This window comes from Caballeronia sp. BR00000012568055 (genome assembly GCF_029439455.1).
Taxonomy (GTDB): Bacteria; Pseudomonadota; Gammaproteobacteria; order Burkholderiales; family Burkholderiaceae; genus Caballeronia.
On sequence record NZ_JAQFVG010000311.1, the window covers coordinates 139,903 to 162,081 of the forward strand.

Annotated in this window: 25 protein-coding genes, 1 tRNA gene and 1 riboswitch; of the genes, 12 read left to right on the forward strand and 14 right to left on the reverse strand. The window is 61.5% G+C overall.

All coding sequences use genetic code 11. The features are described from left to right. Positions 1–21: 21 nt before the first annotated feature. From P7F28_RS22975 to rsmA, 3 genes are read left to right on the forward strand one after another with little or no spacing between them, the layout of a single operon-like run. Positions 22–1,371 (forward strand): peptidylprolyl isomerase, encoded by a 1,350-nt coding sequence (locus P7F28_RS22975; RefSeq protein ID WP_277187187.1) that lies wholly within the window; start codon positions 22–24, stop codon positions 1,369–1,371. Between the two features lie 5 nt (positions 1,372–1,376). Next, positions 1,377–2,363 carry a 4-hydroxythreonine-4-phosphate dehydrogenase PdxA gene (gene pdxA, locus P7F28_RS22980; protein ID WP_277187064.1) on the forward strand — a complete coding sequence of 329 codons (987 nt, stop codon included), beginning with the start codon at positions 1,377–1,379 and terminating at the stop codon, positions 2,361–2,363. A gap of 8 nt (positions 2,364–2,371) precedes the next feature. Further along, complete coding sequence (gene rsmA / locus P7F28_RS22985; protein WP_277187065.1) at positions 2,372–3,181, forward strand: 16S rRNA (adenine(1518)-N(6)/adenine(1519)-N(6))-dimethyltransferase RsmA; 810 nt, start codon at positions 2,372–2,374, stop codon at positions 3,179–3,181. A gap of 287 nt (positions 3,182–3,468) precedes the next feature. On the opposite strand, the gene P7F28_RS22990 is transcribed toward rsmA, so the two are convergent. Both P7F28_RS22990 and P7F28_RS22995 read right to left on the reverse strand, forming a co-directional pair. Further along, positions 3,469–4,290, reverse strand: coding sequence for a Sir2 family NAD-dependent protein deacetylase (locus tag P7F28_RS22990; RefSeq protein WP_277187066.1), 822 nt, complete (start codon positions 4,288–4,290; stop codon positions 3,469–3,471). Next, positions 4,287–5,363 (reverse strand): YafY family protein, encoded by a 1,077-nt coding sequence (locus tag P7F28_RS22995; RefSeq protein WP_277187067.1) that lies wholly within the window; start codon positions 5,361–5,363, stop codon positions 4,287–4,289. The genes P7F28_RS22990 and P7F28_RS22995 overlap by 4 nt, the downstream gene beginning before the upstream one ends. 163 nt (positions 5,364–5,526) lie before the next feature. Between P7F28_RS22995 and P7F28_RS23000 the strand changes: the two genes are divergently transcribed. Together P7F28_RS23000 and P7F28_RS23005 are read left to right on the forward strand one after the other, a co-directional pair. After that, the gene (locus P7F28_RS23000; RefSeq protein ID WP_277187068.1) at positions 5,527–6,612 is read left to right on the forward strand and encodes a catalase family protein; all 1,086 of its coding nucleotides are present in this window, start codon (positions 5,527–5,529) and stop codon (positions 6,610–6,612) included. Positions 6,613–6,628: 16 nt separating this feature from the next. Continuing rightward, a complete protein-coding gene (locus P7F28_RS23005; RefSeq protein WP_277187069.1) occupies positions 6,629–8,917 on the forward strand; it encodes an FdhF/YdeP family oxidoreductase in 2,289 nt (762 codons plus the stop codon). A gap of 58 nt (positions 8,918–8,975) precedes the next feature. On the opposite strand, the gene P7F28_RS23010 is transcribed toward P7F28_RS23005, so the two are convergent. From P7F28_RS23010 to ydfG, 9 genes are all read right to left on the reverse strand, one after another. Beyond that, positions 8,976–9,051 (reverse strand) — tRNA-Lys (locus P7F28_RS23010). A gap of 139 nt (positions 9,052–9,190) precedes the next feature. Further along, a complete protein-coding gene (gene ybgF, locus P7F28_RS23015) occupies positions 9,191–9,940 on the reverse strand; it encodes a tol-pal system protein YbgF (protein WP_277187188.1) in 750 nt (249 codons plus the stop codon). Positions 9,941–9,985: 45 nt separating this feature from the next. Next, positions 9,986–10,492: a peptidoglycan-associated lipoprotein Pal gene (gene pal, locus P7F28_RS23020; protein ID WP_277187070.1), complete on the reverse strand. Its 507-nt coding sequence runs from the start codon at positions 10,490–10,492 to the stop codon at positions 9,986–9,988. A gap of 55 nt (positions 10,493–10,547) precedes the next feature. Next, entirely contained in the window at positions 10,548–11,840 is a 1,293-nt protein-coding gene (tolB, locus tag P7F28_RS23025; RefSeq protein ID WP_277187071.1) for a Tol-Pal system beta propeller repeat protein TolB, read from the reverse strand. A gap of 93 nt (positions 11,841–11,933) precedes the next feature. After that, the gene (gene tolA, locus P7F28_RS23030) at positions 11,934–13,049 is read right to left on the reverse strand and encodes a cell envelope integrity protein TolA (protein ID WP_277187072.1); all 1,116 of its coding nucleotides are present in this window, start codon (positions 13,047–13,049) and stop codon (positions 11,934–11,936) included. Next, positions 13,046–13,489 (reverse strand): protein TolR, encoded by a 444-nt coding sequence (gene tolR, locus P7F28_RS23035; RefSeq protein ID WP_277187073.1) that lies wholly within the window; start codon positions 13,487–13,489, stop codon positions 13,046–13,048. The genes tolA and tolR overlap by 4 nt, the downstream gene beginning before the upstream one ends. A gap of 17 nt (positions 13,490–13,506) precedes the next feature. Continuing rightward, a complete protein-coding gene (gene tolQ / locus P7F28_RS23040; protein ID WP_277187074.1) occupies positions 13,507–14,184 on the reverse strand; it encodes a protein TolQ in 678 nt (225 codons plus the stop codon). A 119-nt stretch (positions 14,185–14,303) separates the two neighbouring features. Continuing rightward, entirely contained in the window at positions 14,304–14,735 is a 432-nt protein-coding gene (gene ybgC / locus P7F28_RS23045; RefSeq protein WP_277187075.1) for a tol-pal system-associated acyl-CoA thioesterase, read from the reverse strand. Positions 14,736–14,873: 138 nt separating this feature from the next. Continuing rightward, on the reverse strand, positions 14,874–15,620 hold the full coding sequence (gene ydfG, locus P7F28_RS23050) for a bifunctional NADP-dependent 3-hydroxy acid dehydrogenase/3-hydroxypropionate dehydrogenase YdfG (RefSeq protein WP_277187076.1): 747 nt from the start codon (positions 15,618–15,620) through the stop codon (positions 14,874–14,876). A gap of 204 nt (positions 15,621–15,824) precedes the next feature. Next, positions 15,825–15,923, forward strand: a riboswitch (ZMP/ZTP riboswitch). A 151-nt stretch (positions 15,924–16,074) separates the two neighbouring features. Between ydfG and glyA the strand changes: the two genes are divergently transcribed. The 7 genes from glyA to P7F28_RS23085 all read left to right on the forward strand — a co-directional run bounded on the left by glyA (position 16,075) and on the right by P7F28_RS23085 (position 20,527). Then, on the forward strand, positions 16,075–17,322 hold the full coding sequence (gene glyA, locus P7F28_RS23055) for a serine hydroxymethyltransferase (RefSeq protein WP_277187077.1): 1,248 nt from the start codon (positions 16,075–16,077) through the stop codon (positions 17,320–17,322). An 18-nt stretch (positions 17,323–17,340) separates the two neighbouring features. Next, the gene (gene nrdR, locus P7F28_RS23060) at positions 17,341–17,823 is read left to right on the forward strand and encodes a transcriptional regulator NrdR (RefSeq protein ID WP_277187078.1); all 483 of its coding nucleotides are present in this window, start codon (positions 17,341–17,343) and stop codon (positions 17,821–17,823) included. Positions 17,824–17,955: 132 nt separating this feature from the next. Next, positions 17,956–18,492: a GspH/FimT family pseudopilin gene (locus P7F28_RS23065; protein ID WP_277187079.1), complete on the forward strand. Its 537-nt coding sequence runs from the start codon at positions 17,956–17,958 to the stop codon at positions 18,490–18,492. Continuing rightward, positions 18,489–18,878, forward strand: coding sequence for a prepilin-type cleavage/methylation domain-containing protein (locus P7F28_RS23070; RefSeq protein WP_277187080.1), 390 nt, complete (start codon positions 18,489–18,491; stop codon positions 18,876–18,878). Before P7F28_RS23065 ends, P7F28_RS23070 begins: the two co-directional genes overlap by 4 nt. Then, a complete protein-coding gene (locus tag P7F28_RS23075; protein ID WP_277187081.1) occupies positions 18,875–19,639 on the forward strand; it encodes a PilW family protein in 765 nt (254 codons plus the stop codon). Before P7F28_RS23070 ends, P7F28_RS23075 begins: the two co-directional genes overlap by 4 nt. Continuing rightward, positions 19,636–20,073 carry a hypothetical protein gene (locus P7F28_RS23080; RefSeq protein WP_277187082.1) on the forward strand — a complete coding sequence of 146 codons (438 nt, stop codon included), beginning with the start codon at positions 19,636–19,638 and terminating at the stop codon, positions 20,071–20,073. Before P7F28_RS23075 ends, P7F28_RS23080 begins: the two co-directional genes overlap by 4 nt. Positions 20,074–20,086: 13 nt before the next feature. Continuing rightward, positions 20,087–20,527 carry a type IV pilin protein gene (locus P7F28_RS23085; protein ID WP_277187083.1) on the forward strand — a complete coding sequence of 147 codons (441 nt, stop codon included), beginning with the start codon at positions 20,087–20,089 and terminating at the stop codon, positions 20,525–20,527. Here the strand turns inward: P7F28_RS23085 and P7F28_RS23090 are convergent. The 3 genes from P7F28_RS23090 to P7F28_RS23100 all read right to left on the reverse strand — a co-directional run bounded on the left by P7F28_RS23090 (position 20,524) and on the right by P7F28_RS23100 (position 21,952). Continuing rightward, a complete protein-coding gene (locus P7F28_RS23090; RefSeq protein ID WP_277187084.1) occupies positions 20,524–21,036 on the reverse strand; it encodes a DUF3318 domain-containing protein in 513 nt (170 codons plus the stop codon). The genes P7F28_RS23085 and P7F28_RS23090 overlap by 4 nt on opposite strands. Positions 21,037–21,063: 27 nt before the next feature. Further along, the gene (locus P7F28_RS23095; RefSeq protein WP_277187085.1) at positions 21,064–21,450 is read right to left on the reverse strand and encodes a phage holin family protein; all 387 of its coding nucleotides are present in this window, start codon (positions 21,448–21,450) and stop codon (positions 21,064–21,066) included. A 199-nt stretch (positions 21,451–21,649) separates the two neighbouring features. Next, positions 21,650–21,952, reverse strand: a complete 303-nt coding sequence (locus tag P7F28_RS23100) for a YqjD family protein (protein ID WP_277187086.1) — start codon at positions 21,950–21,952, stop codon at positions 21,650–21,652. Positions 21,953–22,179 lie beyond the last annotated feature (227 nt).

The window sequence follows — 22,179 nt, forward strand, 5'->3', positions numbered from 1 at the left end:
GTATCTGTGGCAAACGTGAATATGTTTCGATCGACGGTTATCGCAGCGAGCATCGTTGCTGCGACGCTGATCCTGAGTACGCCTGCCGGTGCGCAGGCGTTGTCGAACGGCAAAGCGCAGGTCGCTGATTCGGTCGTCGCCGTCGTGAACGATGGCGTCATCACGCAGCGGGAACTCGACGAGCGCACGCGCCTCGTCGCGCAGCGTCTGCAACAGCAGAACGCGCCGGTGCCCCCGGCGGACCAGATGCGCCAGCAGGTGCTCGACCAGATGGTGCTGGAGCGCATTCAGCTTCAGCGCGCGAAGGAAGACGGCATCAATATCGACGATGCCACCGTCAACCGCACGCTGACGCGTCTGGCGCAGCAAAACCAGATGACGCTGGATGTGTACCGCTCGCGCATCGAGGCTCAGGGCGTGCCCTGGGCCGTCTTTATGCGTGATGCGCGCACGGAACTGACGCTTTCCAAGCTGCGCGAGAAGGAAGTGGACAGCAAGATCACGGTGTCGGACGGCGAAGTGGCGAACTACATCGCCAGCCAGCGCGGTCCGGGCGCACGCAATACCAGCGATCTGCGTCTGCAACACATCATGTTCAAACTGCCGTCCGACGCGCCGCAAGATCAGGTTCAGCAGGTTCAGGCCAAGGCCGACGCCGTGCTGAAACAGGCGCAATCGGGCGATGACTTCGAAAAGCTCGCCAAGAACAACTCGCAGGATACGGACGCGAACAAAGGCGGCGACCTCGGTTACCGCGCGCCGGGCACGCTGCCGGCGGGCATCGTGACGGCGGTATCGACGCTGCGTCCGGGCCAGGTCGCGCCGCAGCTTCTGCGTACCGATGGCGGCTTCGAAATCGTCAAGCTGGTGGATCGCCGTGCAAGCCAGGGCACCGCGGCGGATGCGCCGAAGCTCGTGCAAACGCATGTGCGCCACATTCTGCTGCGCGTATCGGATGGCATGTCGGAGCAGGCCGCGCGTCAGCGTCTGCTCGATATCAAGCAGCAAGTGGCGAACGGCGGCGACTTCGCTAACTTCGCGCGCACGTATTCGCAGGACGGTTCGGCGTCGCAGGGCGGCGATCTCGGCTGGATTAGCCCAGGCGAAACCGTGCCGGAATTCGAGCGCGCAATGAACAATCTCGCCGATGGCGCTGTCAGCGATCCGGTGCGAAGCGAGTACGGCTATCACCTGATTCAGGTGCTCGGCCGTCGCGAGGCGGAAGGTTCGGCCACGCAGCAACTCGATATCGCGCGTCAGGCGATCGGTCAACGCAAGGCGGAGCAGGCGTATTCCGACTGGCTGCGCGAACTGCGCGACACCGCGTATGTGCAGTACAAGGGCATCGCTGCGCAGCAGGCGCAGCAATAACCCGCATGAACACCGACGCCGCCATCTCGATCGCGATCACCACGGGCGAGCCGGCGGGCGTCGGGCCGGAATTGACGGCAGTCGCGCTGAAAGAGGCGCGTACTCGCTGGCCATCGGCGCGGTTCACTGTGCTCGGCGACCGCGATTTGATGATTCAGCGCGGTCTTTCACCGGATGATGGAATCGACATCGGGCACGTTCCGCTCGCGGTGCCGGTCGAAGCGGGCAAGCTGAACGCCGCGAACGGCCGCTACGTGCTCGATCTGCTCGATGCCGCCATTGACGGCGCAAAGCTTGGCCGGTTCGATGCCATCGTCACCGCGCCGCTGCAAAAGAGCACCATCAACGATGCCGGCGTTCCCTTCACCGGCCACACCGAATATCTCGCCGAACGCACGGACACGGCACGCGTCGTGATGATGCTCGCCGGTTCCGGTGAGAAGCCGCTGCGCGTGGCGCTCGCGACCACGCATCTGCCGCTGAAGGATGTGTCGGCGGCGCTGAGTATCGACGGATTGGTCGAGACGCTCAGCATCATTGATCACGATTTGCGCGCGCATTTCGGCCTCGCCAAACCGCGCATTCTCGTGACCGGGCTGAATCCGCACGCGGGCGAAAATGGCTATCTGGGCCGCGAGGAAATCGACGTCATCACGCCCGCGCTGGAACGCGCCCGCGCGCTCGGCATCGATGCGCCCGGTCCGTATCCCGCCGACACGCTGTTCCAGCCGCGCTATCTGAAAGACGCCGATTGCGTGCTGGCCATGTTCCACGATCAGGGTTTGCCGGTGCTGAAGTACGCGACTTTTGGCGAAGGCATCAACGTGACGCTGGGTTTGCCGATCATTCGCACGTCGGTGGATCACGGTACGGCGCTCGATCTCGCCGGCACGGGCCGCGCGGACGCAGGCAGCATGATCGCCGCCATCGACGCCGCCGTGACCATGGCGCGTCACAAGCGTGGCACAAGCGCGGCCTCTGAACCAGTTTAAAAAGAAGTATGGCGACCAAACATCAAGGCCATTTTGCGCGCAAGCGCTTTGGGCAAAACTTTCTCGTCGATCAAGGCATTATCGATTCGATCGTCGATACCATCGCGCCGAAGCAGGGCGAGCGCATGGTCGAAATCGGGCCGGGTCTGGCGGCGCTTACTGCGCCTTTGCTCGAACGACTCGCGACACCCGAATCGCCGCTTCACGCAGTCGAGCTGGATCGCGATCTGATCGGCCGTCTGGAAAAGCGCTTCGGCGACAAGCTCGTCGTGCATTCCGCCGATGCGCTCGATTTCGACTTCGGCACGCTCGCGCTGGAAGGCGATAAACCTTCGCTGCGTATCGTCGGGAATTTGCCGTACAACATTTCGAGTCCGCTGCTGTTTCATCTGACGACGTTCGCGCCGAAAGTCGTCGATCAGCATTTCATGCTTCAGGACGAAGTGGTCGAACGCATGATCGCGGAACCGGCGAGCAAGGATTACGGGCGCTTGTCCGTGATGCTGCAATACCGCTATTCGATGGACAAGCTTATCGACGTGCCGCCCGAATCGTTCAATCCGCCGCCCAAGGTGAATTCGGCGATCGTGCGCATGATTCCGTACGCGCCGCACGAATTGCCGGCCGTGAACGATGCCATTCTGAGCGATGTCGTGAAGGCCGCGTTCGCGCAGCGTCGCAAAGTGCTGCGCAACAATCTCTCCGCTTACCGCGACAAGATCGATTTCGACGCGCTCGGATTCGATCTCACGCGCCGCGCCGAAGAAGTGCCGGTGGCCGAGTTTGTGGCACTCGCGCAGGCTGTCGAACGAGCATAAGCGTTTTCAATGAGCTCGTTATCCGCAAGCAGTTTCATGAGCCGATCCAGCCGCATGCGCTGCTCGCGATGCAACCCATGCGTCGCGCTGATCTGCTGCACGCGTCTGCGCCAATAAGTCTGTCCGAACAGCGAGTTCGCGACTTCCGCCGACAACACGCGCTCCAGATGCACGATGGCGGCATCGACGTTATAGGTGGAATAGGGGCTTACGCTTGCGTTCATTCGTGCCTCGGTCGCAGGTTGTCGAGCAATCGATTTTGCGAGCGAGGAGGGACATTCCGTGTCCTAGCGATGCAGCATTTCGTGAATGCGCGTCAGCGACGCCACCGCGCCGCCCGCAATCCCCACGCCGACGTTCGGCGCAATGCCATGCTCACGCGGATTGATACGCACCACGCGCGGCCCGTGGCGTTCGCTGAAGCGCCGCACGGTAGGCAGCGCGCGCCCCGCGCCGAGTTCGACCACGACGAGTCGTTCCACTTTCGGCAGCCAGTTTGCAAGCCTTCGTTCTTGCCGCTCGGTTTGCGCGTCGATCCAGTTCCAGTCGCCGAACATGAGGATGTTGGGACGCGCAAGGCGGCCGCAATGCGGACAAAGCGGCATCGCGTTGATCAGTTCGCAGCGGTTTGCATCGACGATGGGTACGAAGCCGGATGCGGGCCAGATATCGCTCGTGCAGGCGTCGACGCATTGCATGAAGTCGATCGCGCCGTGGCATTCGACGATGCGCTCGTGCGAGAAACCCGCGCGCTGAAACTGGCCATCGACATTGCTCGTGAAGACGAACGCGCCGTGCTTCATGCGCGATGACCACTGCAAAAGCAGGCGGAAACCGTCGTGCGGCTGCGTCGCGCGATACAGCGCCAGCCGATGCCCATAAAAGCCCCACGCCAGCCGCGGATGTCGCACGAAGCCTTCGGGATTGGCCATCGCCTCGAACGAATAGCCGTGATGCCGCAGAGCCGGATACGCGCGCCAGAAACCTTCGGGTCCGCGAAAATCGGGCAGACCGGAATCGACGCCCATGCCCGCGCCTGCGGTAATCAACATGCCGTCCGCTTTGGCGATCCATTCGGCCGCTTGTTTGATCTCGGCCGCGTCGCTCATGCCGGTTCTCCGGCGGTGTGTCCGTAACGCTCGGCGAGCTTTAGATAGTCCTGCGCGAATTCATCGCGTAATGTTTTCGGCGCAAGAATTTCGACGCCCGCGCCGAGCGCGCGCAGCCACCAGCGCAGCTTGAGACTCGGCGTCACCGTGCCGGAAATCTTGGTGCGGCCATCGGGCAAGGTATCGATCACCTGATCTTTCGACATAGGCGATTCGCGCAACTGATTGCCCGCGTTGCCTTCGAACGCGAGTTCCAGACGCACGGGCGGCTCGGGCAGAAAGTCGAACACTTGCTGCGTTTCAATGTACTTGCGCAGCTTGAAGTCGTCGGGATACGTAAAGCTCTCGCCCGACTCGGACACCGAACGAATCCGGTCCAGCCGATACAGCGTTCGCATCCATTCGGTCTCGCCTTTCTCGGGGCGCGGCGCGCGGCTCGGGTCCTGCGCGACCATGTACATCACGCCCGCCGATTCGACCAGCGCGAGCGGCCAGAGCTTGCGGGTTTTGGGGGCGTCGCCTTGTTCGCCTTTATATGCGGCGCGGTACTGCACCAGCAATTCGCGCTCGAAGAACGTCGCGGTCGCGACGGTCTGGAAAATTTCCGGGCGCAGCTTCGGGCGGATCAGCGTGAACGAACCATCGACGGAATCGATTTTGTCGGCCCACGCGCGATAAATGCGGCTGTCCGCTTTCTCTTGCGAGAGGCGCGCTTCTGCGGCCTGAAACAGCGGATCGATATCGCGCGTGACGGCGTTCGGCAGCTTGTTGCCCGCGAAGCGCTGAAGGATATGAAACGCCACCGCCTCCGACGCGCTCATCAAGCCCACGCCTTCCTGCGATCCATGCAGCCACGGCTTGCGCTGCCACAGCAACTCGCGGCCGTTGATCATCGAGACCACGCGCGAGTCGGCTTCGAGCGCCGTGAGGTGGCGCTGCACCTTCTTCGTATAGCCCACGCGATGCCCGCGCTCCTCCAAACGCCGTCGGATTTCGGGCGTGGGAAGCCACGCGACGGCATCGCGTTCGGTGGGCAGCACGCGCAGGATCGCTTCGTCGAGGCTGGAGGTCATGGCGAGCAGGAAGAGTAGGAAAGTCGAATTGATTATAGGGACGATTGGGACAGAAGATGTCCCGGTCGCGCAGGGCCGGTTCGCGCGCGCTGCGATGAGTTGCATCGTGGAACGGAGGTTGCGCTGTGGTGGCTATCCCCAAATATCTCCCGGAGTCACCATCATGACGGCGGCGCTTCCCTTCGATCCCTCTTTCGAACAAATCCCCGACGACGAGGCTGACACCACGCGGGAAGTCGCGGAAACCATGCGCAGCATCACCGAGAAAACGTACGCCGATTCAGGCCACGCGATCCGCAGCGTGCACGCGAAGAGTCACGGGTTGCTGATCGGTGAATTCGAAGTGGCGCCCGATCTTCCGCCGGAACTCGCGCAAGGCCTCTTCGCGCGCGCCGGAACGATGCAAGTGGTCATGCGACTCTCCACCAATCCCGGCGACGTGCTCGACGACAAAGTCTCGACGCCGCGTGGTCTGGCGATCAAGGTAATCGGCGTAACAGGCGACCGTCTGCCTGGCAGCGAAGGCGATACCACGCAGGATTTCGTGATGATCAACGCGCCGGCCTTTACCGCCGCGACGCCGAAAAAGTTTTTGTCCAATCTAAAGCTGTTGGCCAAGACGACGGACAAAGCGCCCGGCGCGAAAAAGGCGCTGTCGGCGGTACTGCGCGGCACGGAAGCGCTGATCGAAAAGCTCGGCGGCGAGAGTCCGACGCTGATCAGTATGGGCGGACATCCGGAAACGCATATTCTGGGCGAGACGTTTTATACGGCGGTGCCGCTTCTTTATGGCGCGTACTTTGGCAAGTTCAGCATCGCGCCGGTATCGCCGGAATTGACGGCGCTGACCGATGCGAAAGTCGATCTCGAAGACCGTCCCGATGGCCTGCGTGAATCGGTAAGCGAGTTCTTCGCATCGCATGGGGCGGAGTGGGAAGTGCGCGTTCAGCTTGCGACCGATATCGACACGATGCCGATTGAAGATGCGTCCGTGCAATGGCCGGAGGACGAAAGCCCGTACGTTACGGTGGCGCGGATTCGCGTGCTGCCGCAGACATCGTGGAGTCCTGAACGCGAGCGAGGTATCGACGATGGCATGGCGTTCAGTCCGTGGCATGGCATTGCGGCGCATCGGCCACTGGGCGGCGTGATGCGGGCGCGACGGGCATCGTACGAAATGTCGGCCGGGTTTCGCGGCGAGCGGAACGGTTGCCCGATGCACGAACCGCACGAGCGCATCGACCTTTAATCCAGCGGAGCTTGCGATGGCCAACTCAGACGCTGACGACGCGCACGAATATCCCTACGCTTCGGGCGGATGGGGCTCGGTCAAAGCCGTCGCTGAAATTCTCACGCGTGAGAAAGTGCCTTTAAAGGGCGCGGCGATTTTGCTGCATCAAAACAAGCCGGATGGCTTTGCGTGCGTGAGCTGCTCGTGGGCGAAACCGGCGCATCCGCATAAGTTCGAGTTCTGCGAAAACGGCGCGAAAGCGACCGCATGGGACACGACCAGCAAGCGCGTGAGTCCCGAGTTCTTTTCGACGCATACGGTGTCGGAGCTTTGCGAGTGGCACGACCACGATCTCGAAGAAGCCGGCCGCCTCACCGCGCCGATGCGCTACGACGCCTCAACTGATAAGTATATCGAAGTAAGTTGGGAAGAAGCGTTCGAAGATATCGGGCGCGAACTCGGTAGGTTCGATCCGAACAGCGTCGTGTTCTACGCGTCCGGGCGCGCGTCGCTGGAAACGTCGTATATGTTCCAGCTTTTTGCGCGTATGTACGGCACCAACAACTTGCCGGACAGTTCGAACATGTGCCACGAAAGCACGAGCGTCGGATTGCAGAAAGCGATCGGCGCGGGCGTCGGCACGATCCGGCTCGAAGATTTCGATGCCACCGATCTCATGTTCTTCTTCGGCCACAATGTCGGCACAAATAGTCCGCGCATGCTGCATCAGCTTCAGGACGCGCGAAAGCGCGGCGTGCCGATCATCACGTTCAATCCGCTGCGCGAACCGGGCTTGTTACGCTTCGCCAATCCGCAGTCGCCGACCGAGATGTTGACGCCCGCGCAGACGCAAATCAGCACGCAGTACCATCAGGTCAAAGTAGGCGGTGATACGGCTGCGCTGCTCGGCATCTGCAAGACCGTAATTGATGCGGATGACGAAGCAATCGCAGAAGCGAAGCCGAGGATTCTGGATATCGACTTTATCGACACGCATACGATTGGCTTCAAGGCATTTGCGCAGTACGTGCGCGCAACGTCTTGGGATGACATCGAGCGCGTGAGCGGACTGACGCGTGACGCGCTCGAAGCTGCGGCGCACGCGTATATGAAGGCGAACGCGACTATCGTTCATTATGGAATGGGGCTGACGCAACATCGGCTTGGTGTGCAGAACGTGCGGATGGTGTGCAATCTGCTGTTCTTGCGCGGGAATATCGGCAAGCCCGGCGCGGGTCCGTCACCGATACGCGGGCATTCGAACGTGCAGGGACAGCGGACTGTCGGCATCACGGAGAAACCGGAACTGGCTCCGCTCGATGTGCTTGCAAAGCAGTTCGATTTCGATCCGCCGCGCGAGAAGGGCATGAATATCGTCGAAGCCTTCGATGCGATGATCGAAGGCAAGGTCAATGCCGTGATCAACCTCGGCGGAAATCTGGTGCGCTCGGTTCCGGACCGCGCGCGGATCGAACCGGCGTGGCGCGGCCTCAAGCTCACGGTGAATGTTGCGACGAAGCTCAATCGCAGTCATCTCGTGCATGGCGCGAAGGCGTATCTGCTGCCGTGTCTGAGTCGTATCGAAGTGGATCGGCAGGCGAGCGGGGAACAGGCTGTATCGATGGAAGACAGCACGGGCTGTATGCACGGCTCGCGCGGCGCGACGCCACCGGCCGCTGCCGGGCTTCGTTCGGAGCCTTTCATTATCGCGGGCCTCGCAAAGGCAACGCTGAAGGAACGCTCGACGGTGGACTGGGATCGCTGGGTCGCGGATTACTCGATCGTGCGGGACGAGATCGCCAAAACCTGGCCCGACAATTTTCACGATTTCAACGCTCGGCTCTGGACGCCTGGCGGTTTCGCGCGTGCGTTACCGGCGCGTGAACGCACATGGAAAACCGAGAGCGGAAGGGCAGAGTTCTACGTACCGGAGATGCTCGAAGAAGATCCGGATATGCCGACGCGCGATCCGCACGCATTGCGTCTGACCACGCTGCGTAGCGATGATCAGTTCAACACGACCATCTATAGTTTGAGCGATCGGTTTCGGGGTATCGAAGATGACCGCATGGTGATTCTGATGAACCCCGACGATATGCGCGATCACGACGTGCACGCCGGTGAGCGCATCACGATGGAAACCATCGCAACGGATGGCGTACAGCGGCGCGTCGCTGGGCTGAAACTCGTTGCCTACGATATCCCGCGTGGATGCGTGGCAGGCTATTACCCGGAATGCAATCCGCTGCTGCCGCTATGGCATCACGCGAAGGAAAGCAAAGTGCCGGCGGCGAAATCGATCCCGGTAAGGATCGTGAGGTGATCGAATAACCAAAAGCAAAAAGCCCGGTCGCAGTGACCGGGCTTTCTACTTGATTCTTTGGTAGGCCGTACGGGATTCGAACCTGTGACCAACGGATTAAAAGTCCGCTGCTCTACCAGCTGAGCTAACGACCCAAAAGAGGCGAAATTATAAACGGCGATTCAGCACACTGTCAACCGAACAAGCCATTTCGATGCTGATAGAAAAACGCCCGCAGCACCTACAACCATGTGTGCCCGCGGGCATTCTCCAATCGCGCGAGAGGCACGACGCTTACTTCACCTGCGACAGCTTGCTCTGCGCATTCTGCGCAACTTCAGTCCCACCATACTGCGAGATGATCTGCTGCAACGTTTGTTTCGCAGCCGCCTTCTGACCTTGCTCGATCTGATTGTTCGCGATCGCGAGCAGCGCTTCGGGTGCGCGCGGATGCGTCGGATACGTCTTCACGAGGTTTTGCCAGATGGCGGTGGAGCCTTTGTAGTCGCGCTGCGCGTACAACGCATTGCCCAGCCAATACTGCGCGGTTGGCTGATACGGGCTTTGCGGGTACTTCGCCACAAACGCCTTGAACGAGGCCGCGGCGTTTTTATAGTCACCGTTACGGAACTGAGTCGACGCTGCGTTGAACGCATCCGTCTCACCGGGCTGCACCGCGCCTTGCACGCCATCCACCGTCTCTTGCTGCGGCTCGAACTTCTTCAGGCGCGCATCGAGATCGGCATAGTAGTCCTTCTGCTGCTTTTGCAGCGTCGCGACCTGATTGGCGAGATCCTCGTTCTGTCCGCGAAGCGTTGCGACCTGCTGGTTGAGCTGATCGAGACGATTCGACTGATCGAGGATCGTGCGTTGCGCAGCCTGCAACTGATTGGTCAGGCCATCAGTCTTGGTACGCAGATCGAGCACGGCTTTACGCGCTTCGTTGTCGTCGAAGACACCGGCGTGCGCGGGCACGCTCAACATCGTCGATCCGACTACACACGCGGCTGCGGCGGCGCGCAGCAAGGGAAAGCGATACAACATAGGGCGACTCACCCGTAACTGGTTACGTTAATGACTACCGCTAAATTACTGCTGGTATGCGAGATCAGCGCGGCGGTTTTGCGCGTACGACGATTCGTCATGGCCCGTCGCCATCGGCTTTTCCTTACCGAGCGACACAGCTTCCATCTGCGAATCGGCCACGCCCATCAGGGACATTGCACGACGCACAGCTTCAGCACGCTTTTGACCCAGCGCCAGGTTGTACTCGCTCGTGCCGCGCTCGTCGGTGTTGCCTTGGATCAGGACGTGACGTTCCGGATGGCTCTTCAGATACGACGAGTGTTGTTGCAGCAGCGGCTGATAGTCGTCCTTCACGGCGTAGCTGTCGAAGTCGAAGAAAATGCTGCGCTTCGCGAGCGGGCTGTTCGGGTCGTTGAGCGGGTCGATATTGACCTGCTTCACGTCCGTCGGGTTCGGCTGCGTGCCGACAGCACCCTTGTTCGCGCCTTCATCGAGCTTCACGCCCGAGTGACACGCCGCCAATGCGCCGACCATCGCAACTGCCAGGCCGATACGAAGTTTCGACATCATGGTACCTCTCCTTGTGTTGTAGCTGAACGTTGTATGTGAAACGTTATTGCTGGACTTATTGCATGAACGGACCCCAGGACGGCTCGCGCACCACACCGCCCTGAACTGACAAGACTTGCCGCGTCCGACCATCGGTCGATACGGCTGCCAACACGCCACGTCCGTTCACTTGGGTGGCGTAGAGGATGTATTGACCATTCGCCGCAAAGCTCGGCGATTCGTCATGCGTCGTGTCGGTCAGCCCCGTCGCCGTGCCGGACGCGAGGTCCTGCAAATACAGCTTGAAGCCGCCGCCAGTGCGCGAAATGTACGCGAGTTGCTTGCCGTCCGGACTCACGCGCGGGCTCGTGTTGTACGAACCTGCAAACGTGACCCGCTGGGCCGCGCCGGCGCTTTCCCCCGCTGCCGGCATCTTGTAGATCTGCGGTTGGCCACCGCGATCGCTCGTGAAATAAATCCAGTTGCCATCGGGAGAGAAGAACGGCTCGGTGTCGATGGAACTGCCTTGTGTCAGACGGCGCAGGCCGGAGCCGTCTGCGTTGACTTCGAAAATCTGCGTATTGCCGGTGCGCGACAGCGCGACCGCGAGCTTGCGGCCGTCAGGCGACCAGGCCGGAGCACTGTTGTTGCCCTTCTGGTTCGACACGACCACGCGCCGTCCCGTCGGCAGGTCGTGAATGTACACCACCGGCTTTTTCTTCTCGAACGACACATACGCCACCTTCGTGCCGTCCGGCGACCATGCCGGCGAAATGATCGGTTCCGGGCTGGAAAGGGCGATTTTCGCGTCCTGACCATCCGAATCCGAAATCTGCAACTGATACTTGCCGCCCGTCTGGATGACGTACGACAGACGCGTTGCAAACGCGCCGCGTCCGCCGAGCAGCTTGGCGTAAATGTAATCGGCGATCTTGTGCGCGCTCATGCGCAGGCCGCCTTCGCCCGACACGAGCGACAGGCCGCCGAGATTCTGTTGATTGACCGTGTCGTACAGGCGGAAACGCACTTCGTACTGGCCGTTCGGCAGCTTGTTCACGCTGCCGGACACGAACGCGTTCGCGCCCTTGGCTTTCCACGCGCCGAGATCCACCGAATCCGTTTCGGAAACGGGCGTGCTGCCCGCATCGATGTTGGTGAACTTGCCGCTGCGCTGCAAATCCTGACGAATGATCGCGCTCACTTGCTGCGGCGAACTGGCTTCGTTGGCGAAAGTAGCGGTCGCGATCGGGTATTGCGTGGAGCCGACGCCGGTCACGAGGACGTTCAACTGGGCGTGGGCGGTGGTGCCGGCTGCGATCAGACAGGATGCGACCAGCGTTCTCAGGCCAAGCTTCGTCATCAAACTCATGCTGTTAGAAGTTCCATTAAAACAATGTTCAAGTGTCGGAAGACTGCACAAACAGACCCCCATTCGCACAATTCGTTCCCGAAGGGCCGATGCTTAGCCACCCGCCGGACGCAGCGTGATGGTAAAGGTTCCGGGCGCCTTTCCGTCGATATCGACAGGCATCGGATCGGAGCGCTGCACGGCACGCAAAGCGGCTGCGTCCCACTGCTCGTTGCCGCTCGATCGCGTGATATTCGCCGACAGCAACGTGCCCGATGGCGAGCAACGCACCGAGACAACCGTTTCGAGGCCAGCCGTCTCGCCGCCCCACACGATATTCGGACGCACACGTCGCTGAACCTTCTCGGCATAACCCGGCGACGCAGCATTACCGCCCGCGCCCTTACCGCTGCCACTCTTCGCAAGCCCTTCACCGCTGGACGCCGTACCGCCGCCCAACTGGCCTTGCAGTTGCGCCAGACGCGCCTTGCGTTCTGCATCGACTTTGGCCTTGGCTTCGGCGGCTGCCTTGGCCTTCGCGTCCGCCGCGGCCTTCGCCTTCGCGTCTGCGGTAGCCTTGGCTTGTGCATCGGCCTTTGCCTTTGCTTCCTGCTGCTCTTTCTGTTCCTTCAACTGCTCTTGCTTCTGCGCTTCAGCCTGCTGTTGTTGCTGCTGACGCGCCTTATCCTGTTGCGCTTTCTGCTGTTGCTGCTGCTTTTGCAGATCCGCCTGACGCTGTTGTTCGATCTGCTTCTGCTTGTCCTGCATCGCCTTTTGCTGCGCGGCGGCAGCTTGCGCGGCCGCTTGTTGCTGACGCTTCGCCTCCGCTTCCTGCTGCGCCTGCTCCTGCTGACGACGCTGTTCCGCCAACTGCGCCTCGCGCTGTGCGGCTTCTTGCTTACGCTTCTTTTCTTGCAACGCGATGTCCGCGTCTTCGTCCTTTGCGGGCGGCGGCGCAGGCGGCGCTTTCACGACCGGAGTCGGCGGCGTCGGAGTGGGGCGGGGCGTCGGCGTGGGCTGATCCGGAATCTCGGTCCAGATTTCGGCTTCCGCGCCCGCAGGCGTGTTGTTCTGCCAATTGATGCCGTGATACAGCAGCCAGAGCAGCAGCAGATGCATCAGCGCGGCGAGTCCGAACGCCTTCCACGTCCCGCGCTCGCGCGGCGGACGAACGGGCCGCGCGGACGATGCCCGCGCCTGCCGGGGCTGATTATTCTGCGAACCGATCATTGCGATTTGACGAGCAATCCGACGCGCTTCACGCCGCGCGCTTTCATATCCGACATCACGTTCATGACGGACTCGTACTTCACGGTCTTGTCCGCCGCGATCACGACCGGCTGATCCGGATGCGATTCCTGCCGGTTCAGCACGAAGGTGTTGAGATCGCCCTTGGTCATTTTCTGCTCTTGCGACGCGCCGCTATCGTCTTTGTAGCGCACGGTCATGCTGCCATCGGCCTTGATATTGATGACGACCGGCGGCTGCTGCTCCTGCGGCTGCGCGTTGCCGACCGTCGGCAAATTGATGATCGAAGGCGACACCAGCGGCGCCGTCACCATGAAGATGACGAGCAGCACGAGCATCACGTCGATATACGGCACGACATTGATGTCGGCCATTGCGCGGCGCGAACTGCCGCGCATGCTGGAACGAATCGGGCCTGCCATCGCGGACTCCTTTTCGGTTAGTGCGCCTGGCGCTGCAAGATGTTCGAGAACTCTTCGATGAAGGTCTCGAAGCGGATCGCCAGACGGTCGATATCGTGTGCGTAGCGGTTGTAGGCAACCACGGCCGGAATTGCGGCGAACAGGCCGATTGCGGTCGCGACGAGCGCTTCCGCAATGCCGGGTGCGACGTTCGCGAGCGTCGCCTGCTGCACGTTGGCCAGCCCCCGGAACGAGTTCATGATCCCCCACACCGTGCCGAACAGACCGATATACGGACTCACCGAACCCACCGATGCGAGGAACGCGAGATTCGCTTCCAGCACGTCCATTTCACGCTGAAACGCGGCACGCATGGCGCGGCGCGAACCATCGAGAATCGCGCCCGGATCGGTGATGCGGCGCTCTTTGCCCTTCAGAAACTCGCGCATGCCGGATTCGAAGATACGCTCCAGCGCGCCGATGGTGTGCCGATTGTTCGCCGCGCTCTGATACAGCGCCTGCAAATCGCCGCCCGACCAGAAATCGCGTTCGAAGCGCTCGGTCTGCACGCGTGCGCGGCGAATGGCGAAAGCCTTGCGGAAGATGAACGTCCACGACAGCAGCGAGAGGATCAGCAACAGCGCCATCACCGCCTGCGCGAGCAAGCTTGCGTGGATGACGAGAGAAATGATCGACAGGTCTTGTGTGTTTTCCATAAGGTCCGCTAATACGTCGCGATCAAAGGCGCGTCAGACGTTCGTGATGTGGATGTGAATGAAACGAAAGCCGCGCGCCATGCCCGGCTTTTTCGATGATTGGTGTTTCAAGGCTTGCGTCATGTCGTGCGCGCCGCGTGCGGTCCGCGCTTCAACGCGTCGATCACGGCTTCCGGAATGCCCGCAGGACGAATCGATGCGCGGTCCACCGAAGCGACGCGAATATCGCCGCTCGCGAGCAGCACATCGCCGCGCCATGCTTCCTGATGAAAATCCACCGATGCGCGCCCGAGCCGGTCGATACGGCTCACCACGCGAACGACATCGTCCAGACGCGCGGGCGAAGCGTATTCCACCGCCGTCCGCCTCACGACGAACACGATGCCATCCGACTCGGCCACGCGCTGCTGATCGATGCCGCACGCGCGCAGCCATTCGGTACGCGCCCGCTCGAAGAACTTCAGGTAGTTCGCATAGAAGACGATGCCGCCTGCGTCCGTGTCTTCGTAATAGACGCGAATCGGCCACTCGAAAATCGACGGATCGCTCACCTTTGCGTGTTCCCGCTCGCGCAACAGCGCCCGAGTTGGCTCGCCGAGCCGAACTGAAGCGTTTTTTGACAGAAATTCATCCGCGGCATTTTACCGGAACCCGAAGCGGCATCGCCAAATCCTCAGTCCTTCTGCGAATCAGCCGCGGTGAATTTGCAACGGTCCGAAGGTTTGCGCGACCGGCATCAGCTCGATCGTATTGATATTGACGTGCGCGGGGCGCGTCGCGATCCAGTAAATCGAGTCGGCGATATCTTCGGGCGTGAGGGGCTGCACGTCCTTGTATACGGTGGCGGCTTTCGCGTCGTCGCCACGGAAGCGGACGTTGGAGAACTCCGTGCCGCCGCACAGACCCGGCTCGATGTCCGTCACGCGCAGCGCGGTGCCGGCGAGATCGGCGCGCAGATTTAGGCTGAACTGGCGCACGAAAGCCTTGGTCGCGCCATAGACGTTGCCGCCCGGATAAGGATAGTTCGCGGCCACCGAGCCGAGATTGAACACGTGACCGCGATTGCGCTCGACCATGCCGGGCAGGATCGCGCGCGTCATGGTCACGAGGCCCGTGCAGTTCGTGTCGATCATGTTCTTCCACTCGTCGAGATCCGCTTTGTGCGCGGGTTCCAGACCGAGCGCGAGACCGGCGTTGTTCACCAGCACGTCGATCTGCGCGAACGATTCCGGCAACGAAGCGATGGCCGCGTTGATTGCGTTTTCATCGCGCACATCCAGTTCGAGCGGCAACAGCGCGTCACCGAGTTCGCTGGACAGCGCGACGAGCCGTTCCTTGCGGCGCGCAGCCGCGATCACACGATGGCCGCCTTTGACGAAACTGCGGGCGATGGCTGCACCAAAACCGGCGGAAGCGCCGGTGACGAAAACGATCATGAGCGGGCTCCGGGGAGAGTCGAAGGGGCTGAGCCGAACGGCGCGCAAAGCGCCACCGGCAACGGCGCACAGGGTACTTCCATTGATGCGTCGCGGCAAGTAACGCGCGGCTCGAACGATCGTGCTTCGAAGGCCCGCCGCGCGGCGTCTGCGGGCCGCGCGGCCCGTTGCCTAAAGCCCGGTCGCCCATTACACTACGATGCTCAAACCCCGCGTGACTGGCGATAGAATCTTCGGATTCAAGGTGGAGAGACCCACCAGGAAGCGCGGAGCGTCGTTTTGCCGTTCGCCTGGGCAGCTGAGATGCATGCGCCGTTATTGCTGCGCTGCTGGTGGCTGTCCGTTCCGCGAAACCGGATTCATCCCTCATCCGTCGCGTCTGGACTCCATTGGTTTCCAGCGTCATTTGCGCGCGCGCGATCCAGTCAACCTGTTTTGAACCCACGGAAAACGTATGTTTGACAGAGCTGAAAGCACCCTCGCCAAAGTCGATCCCGAATTGCTCAAGGCGATCGAACAGGAAAACGGCCGTCAGGAAGATCACATCGAACTGATCGCGTCGGAAAACTACACGTCGCCGGCTGTGATGGCCGCGCAAGGTTCGCAACTCACCAACAAATACGCCGAAGGCTATCCCGGCAAGCGCTATTACGGCGGCTGCGAGTACGTGGATATCGTCGAGCAACTGGCGATCGACCGCGTGAAGCAACTGTTCGGCGCGGAAGCGGCCAACGTGCAGCCGAATTCCGGTTCGCAGGCGAATCAGGGCGTGTTCTTCGCCATGCTCAAGCCGGGCGACACGATTATGGGCATGAGCCTGGCCGAAGGCGGTCACCTCACGCACGGCTCGCCGGTGAATATGTCGGGCAAGTGGTTCAACGTGGTGAGCTATGGTCTGAACGAAGCCGAAGATATCGACTACGACAAGACGGAAGCGCTGGCCAAGGAACACAAGCCGAAGCTGATCGTTGCGGGCGCGTCGGCGTTTGCGTTGAAGATCGACTTCGAGCGTTTGTCGAAGATCGCGAAGAGCGTCGGCGCTTACTTTATGGTCGATATGGCGCATTACGCGGGTTTGGTTGCAGCGGGCGTGTATCCGAATCCGGTGCCGCACGCGGACTTCGTCACCACGACCACGCACAAGAGCCTGCGCGGCCCGCGCGGCGGCGTCATTCTGATGAAGGCTGAATTCGAGAAGCAGATCAACTCGGCGATTTTCCCCGGCATTCAGGGCGGTCCGCTCATGCACGTGATCGCGGCCAAGGCTGTCGCGTTCAAGGAAGCGCTGTCGCCGGAGTTCAAGACGTATCAGCAAGCCGTGGTCGAAAATGCGCGCGTGCTGGCGGAAACGCTGGTCAAGCGCGGTCTGCGTATCGTCTCGGGTCGCACGGAAAGCCACGTGATGCTGGTCGATCTGCGCGCCAAGAAGATCACCGGCAAGGCTGCGGAAGCCGCGCTCGGTAACGCGCATATCACGGTTAACAAGAACGCGATCCCGAACGATCCGGAAAAGCCGTTCGTCACCAGCGGCGTGCGTCTCGGCTCGCCGGCCATGACCACGCGCGGTTTCGGCACGAAGGAAGCGGAGATCGTCGGTAATCTGATCGCGGATGTGCTCGACAATCCGGAAGATCAGGCGAACCTCGAACGCGTGCGCGCGCAAGTGTCCGAGCTGACCAAGCGCTTCCCGGTCTATCGTTAATCTCCGAACCATACGCCTATGCGCTGCCCATTTTGCCGACACGAAGATACCCAGGTCGTGGATTCTCGCGTGTCGGAGGATGGCGCAGCCATTCGGCGGCGGCGGCGCTGTCCCGCGTGCGACAAGCGCTTTACCACGTATGAACGCGTCGAACTCGCGCTGCCGTCGGTCGTGAAGAAAGACGGCACGCGCGTCGAGTTCGACCGCCGCAAGATCGTCGCGAGCATGCAGCTTGCGTTGCGCAAACGTCCCGTCGCAGCCGATGCCATCGATGCCGCGGCATCGCGTATCGAATATCAATTGCTCGGTACGGGCGAGCGGGAAATTCAGAGCGAACGACTCGGCGGACTCGTCATGAACGAGTTGCGTGCGCTCGACACCATCGCCTACGTGCGGTTCGCATCTGTCTACAAGCGTTTCGAAGACGTGTCCGAATTCGAAGACGTGCTCGACGAATTCCGTCGCGCCGCGCCGAAGAAGACGACGTCGCGCAAGCGCTGATTCTTTTCGCATCTTTTCTCCCGGTTCCCTCCAGTTTGCACAGACTTGGGCTGCGTGAACACTAGGCCGTTCGGCTAATGGCGGCGCGCGTTTTTTATCGATAGATTCCTAGTCCGATTCAATCGATAAGGGATGCAGATGAAACGCGGTTTTACGCTGACCGAACTATGCGTCGTGCTCGCGGTGATGGCGATCGTCGCGACGTTCGCGATGCCGTCGTTCTTCGCGTGGCAGTTGCGCGATCAGATCGATGCGCGAGCGCGCGCGCTTTTTTCCACGCTGTCGCTTGCACGCGCCGAAGCGATTCGCCGTGGCGCGCGCGTGACCTTTTGCCGGATCGATTCGGCGCGTCATTGTCTGGCGTCGGGAAAGGCGTGCGATAACGGCGTCACCGATTGGTCGTGCGGCTGGGGCGTGTTCGTCGATCAGGACGGTAAGGCTGTGCTGTTGCGCATGCAGGCCGCGATGATGCCGGTTTCGATTGCGGGCGCGGCCACCGATTTGTCGTTCACGCCGCCTTCTGGCCAGGTGATCGGCGGATTTCGCAGCTTCGATTTCGGTCCGCGCGGTGTGGAATCGAACGCGTATTCCTCCGCGCGGCGATGCGTCCGGCTCGCGGCAGGCGGGCGCCCGCGTATGACGCAGGGCGCGTGCGGGGCGTCGGCATGAAGCGCTTATCGAGAATGCGCGGTGATTCGCTGATCGAAGTAATGATCGCGTTGTCGCTGACGGCGGTTACGGCGCTTGGGCTTGTCGCGGTGCAAAGCGCATTGGCGCGTGGCGAACGGATGGCGCTGCTGCGCGAACGCGCGACGCTTATCGCGGATTCGGTCGCGGAAAGCATTCGCAGCGAAGCTGATCGAACGATGGTCATCGCGCAATGGCAGGCGAGGGCGGCGTCGATGCTGCCTGACGGCGATCTCGCCGTGCTGAATCGCGACGATAACGTGCGCGTCGCGGTCGTCAGTTGGCGCGCGGATGAGCACGCGGAGTCGTGTCCGGAACCGCAGGCCGGATCGACGAAAGCGTGCATTGCCGTGGCGTTTGCGCGATGAAAAAACATCGAGGTCACACGCTGCTCGAACTCATGATCGCGATGGCGCTCGGCATGTTGATCGTGCTGGCCGCGTTGTCGTTGTATCGGTCGCAGCGAGCGGCGTTCGAACGCGCCGCCGATACCGCGCGCATCCACGATGCAGGCGTCGTCGCGCTGGATTTGCTCGGACAGCAGATTCAGATGGCGGGCTTCGCAACCAGCAACGATCATGTCGATGCCGCGTTGATCGGCTGCGCGCAAGGGCGTGTGGTCGGCGCGGATACATCGTCGTCGTGCGAGACGCTCGCGAGTCACTCGGACGGCATGCAAGTCCGCTATACCGCCGACACGATCGCCACATGGCCATCGTCCGCGAATTCGCCGACGGATTGCCTCGGCCAGAACGTCGCCGATACCTATGTCATCAACCGCTATTACGCGAAGGCGAGCACGTCGAGCGGCGAGCCGGAGTTGTATTGCGAGGGCAGTGGCAAGCAGGCGCAGCCTTTGGTCGAAGGCATCGAACGGATGCGGGTTGTGTATTGGCTGCCGGGCGCGACCAGTGCAGTCGATGCGTCCGCCATTGCGCGCGATCGCTGGGCGGATATCAACGCCGTCGAAATATGCGTGCTCGTGCGCGGATATTTGAATCAGGCGAAGCGCAAGGCGAGTTATATCGATTGCAACGGCGCGTTGGCTTCAGCGGAAGACGGCCGTACGCGACAGGCGTTCTGGCGTCGAATCGCGATCCGCAACTCGACCGCGCGAGGTGGCGCATGAGAAAGCACGCGCGCGGCACCGCGCTCCCGATCGTTCTCCTGCTCGCCGCGATGATGCTGATTACCGCGAGCGCCTGGCTCCAGACATCGCTTGTGGCGGCGCGCACGACGGTCGCCGCGCGCGAACGTGTGCAGGCATTTCATGCAGCCGACAGCGCGTTGATCCGATGCGCGCAAATGCTCTCATCGGCAATTCCGGGCACGGAGCTGTGGCGGAACAAGGCTTCGTTCGACGCGCTGGCCATTCAGCCGTTCATCGCGTGGCCGTACGCGCGCCGCGTGCCGCAATGTCTGATCGAAAGCGCTGCGCAGAACGCATATCTCATCACCGCGCGCGGTTTCGGCGCAACGGCCGATTCGGAAGCGTGGCTGCAACTGCGTATCGACGCGAACGGAAACAAGCATTGGCGACGCGTCGTGGCGCGCCCGTTTTGAGGAATCACGCACGGTGAACACAAGGTCCAAAGGCTTCAGCCTGCTCGAACTCATGATCGCGCTCGGCGTATTGGCGATCATCACCGTGTACGCGCTGCCGGCGTATCGCCTGCATGTGGCGAAGGCGAATCGCGTGGACGCGTCGGCGGCGCTGATGCGCGCGGTGCAGTTCGTCGAGACAGCGAGGCTTGCGCAGACGAGCGATATCACGCTGCCGCAAGGCATCGATCAAGCGCCATCGAGCGGAATCGCGCTCTACAAGCTCACGATTCAGCCCGAATCCTCGACAAACGGCGGTTATTCGATCGAAGCCGCGCCCATATCGACCGGCGCGATGCAGGACGACGCATGCGGCACGTTCGTTATCGATGCCACCGGCGCGCGATCGAATCGCACATCGGCGGCGCCGCTGAATGCCGTGCAGTCGTCCGCGTGTTGGGGCGCGCGAAGTTAGAAAACGGTCGGGTCCGCTGCGTCCGCAGGTGTTTCCGAGGCGGCAGGCGCTTTGATCTGCTGATAGATACGCCAGCCTTCGCACGCAGCCAAGCCGAGGCCGCCCCACTTGAGAAGCGGCTTCGCGCCACGCAGCACAGTCGTGCGAACCGGCTTGGTCAGCACCAGCGAAGCAATGGAACCGATGATCGGATACTGCTTGAACAACGTGCCAATCCCGCCGCCGCCACCGCCGCCCAGCAGCGACCCGAGAATATTGCCGATTCCACCGCCCGCCGACCCACCGCGTCGCCCGGTCCGACGGCTTTTGCCACCCGGCATCAGAAAGCGCAGAAAACTGAAGTGAGTGACGGATTCGCGCAAATCCACGGTTGCCTGCCGCATTTCCATGCGCTCGACATCCGCACGGGCGATCAGCAACTCCTTGCGCAACGCGCGCATATGCGGCGTTCGCAGCTTCTGCATCTTGTCGCGCTTGGGCGCTTTAAAGCTTTCGTCGTGTTGGGGCATGGTGAGTCCTGCTCGAAGTGATTAGGCTCAGTGCGAGCGGAACGTGTCGCGGTCCTTGCGGAATTCGGCGAGCGTGTCGTCGAACATATTCGGCGCATCGCGCAGGTTGCTGCGAGCGCGCAGACCGCAGCCGATCGCGATCAACACATACAGCAAGGTGATGCCGCCAAGCGCCTGATATCGATACGTGTCCCAGAACACGATAGCAATCAGCACGGTCAGCGAGATCAGCGCCATCATGGCGAGCATCATCGCGGCGAGGCCCAGGAACAGCACGCCGATCAGCCGCTCCTTCTCCTCCTGCAATTCGATGCCGATCAGTTCAAGGCGCGTCTCGAAAATGGCGAAGGCGGAACTCAGGATTCGTCGCAAAGGTCCGGGTGACGATTGTCGCGGTGTCCGTTCTGGCGTCATGGCTTGGGCGCGAGATGCGCGGTGGTGTCGCTTGGGTCATGTTCCGGTTGCCACGAGGGCACCGGCGCGAGAGCGGAGCCGGACATCCCGAAGGATGTCCGCAGTCCGTTACGAGGTTCCTCGCATGGAGGCCGCGTCTGCTTACGCTCAAGCAATCAGCGGGCCATTCCAATGCAAAAAGAAGAGCGCGTGACGGGAATTACTTGCGGTTGATCAGCAGACCGACCACCGCGCCGATACCAGCCGCAATACCGATCGATGCCCACGGATGCTCGTGCACGTAGTCATCGGTGGCGCGTGCGGCTTTCTTGCCGCGCTCGATCACGACAACCTGCGCATCGGCCGCTTTTTCGCGAGCCTGTTTCAGGCGCGTCATGGCGGTCTCGCGCAATTCGGAGGCACGCTCGCCCGTGGCGGCGGCAGCTTGCTTCAGCAGATCTTCGGCGTCAGCGAGAACGGTTTTGATGTCCGACATGAATCGCTCCTTATTGATTTCTGACATGTAAAGCTCCAAGCGGTAAGGCTACGCGAATCGTAACCAAAGATGCGGACGCTGACGAGGAGCCATTTCAGGCCCGGCACGAAGTCTTGCACATTCCGTTCCAGTCGGCGCCATTCGCTCCGTCCAAGGCCTGGCATCGTCAAAGCCTCGACAATCCACGTTGATGGAGACGATCTGGCCCGTAAAAGTTTCAGCCGCGAATCGAAAGTTACAAACGCGTGCAAGCG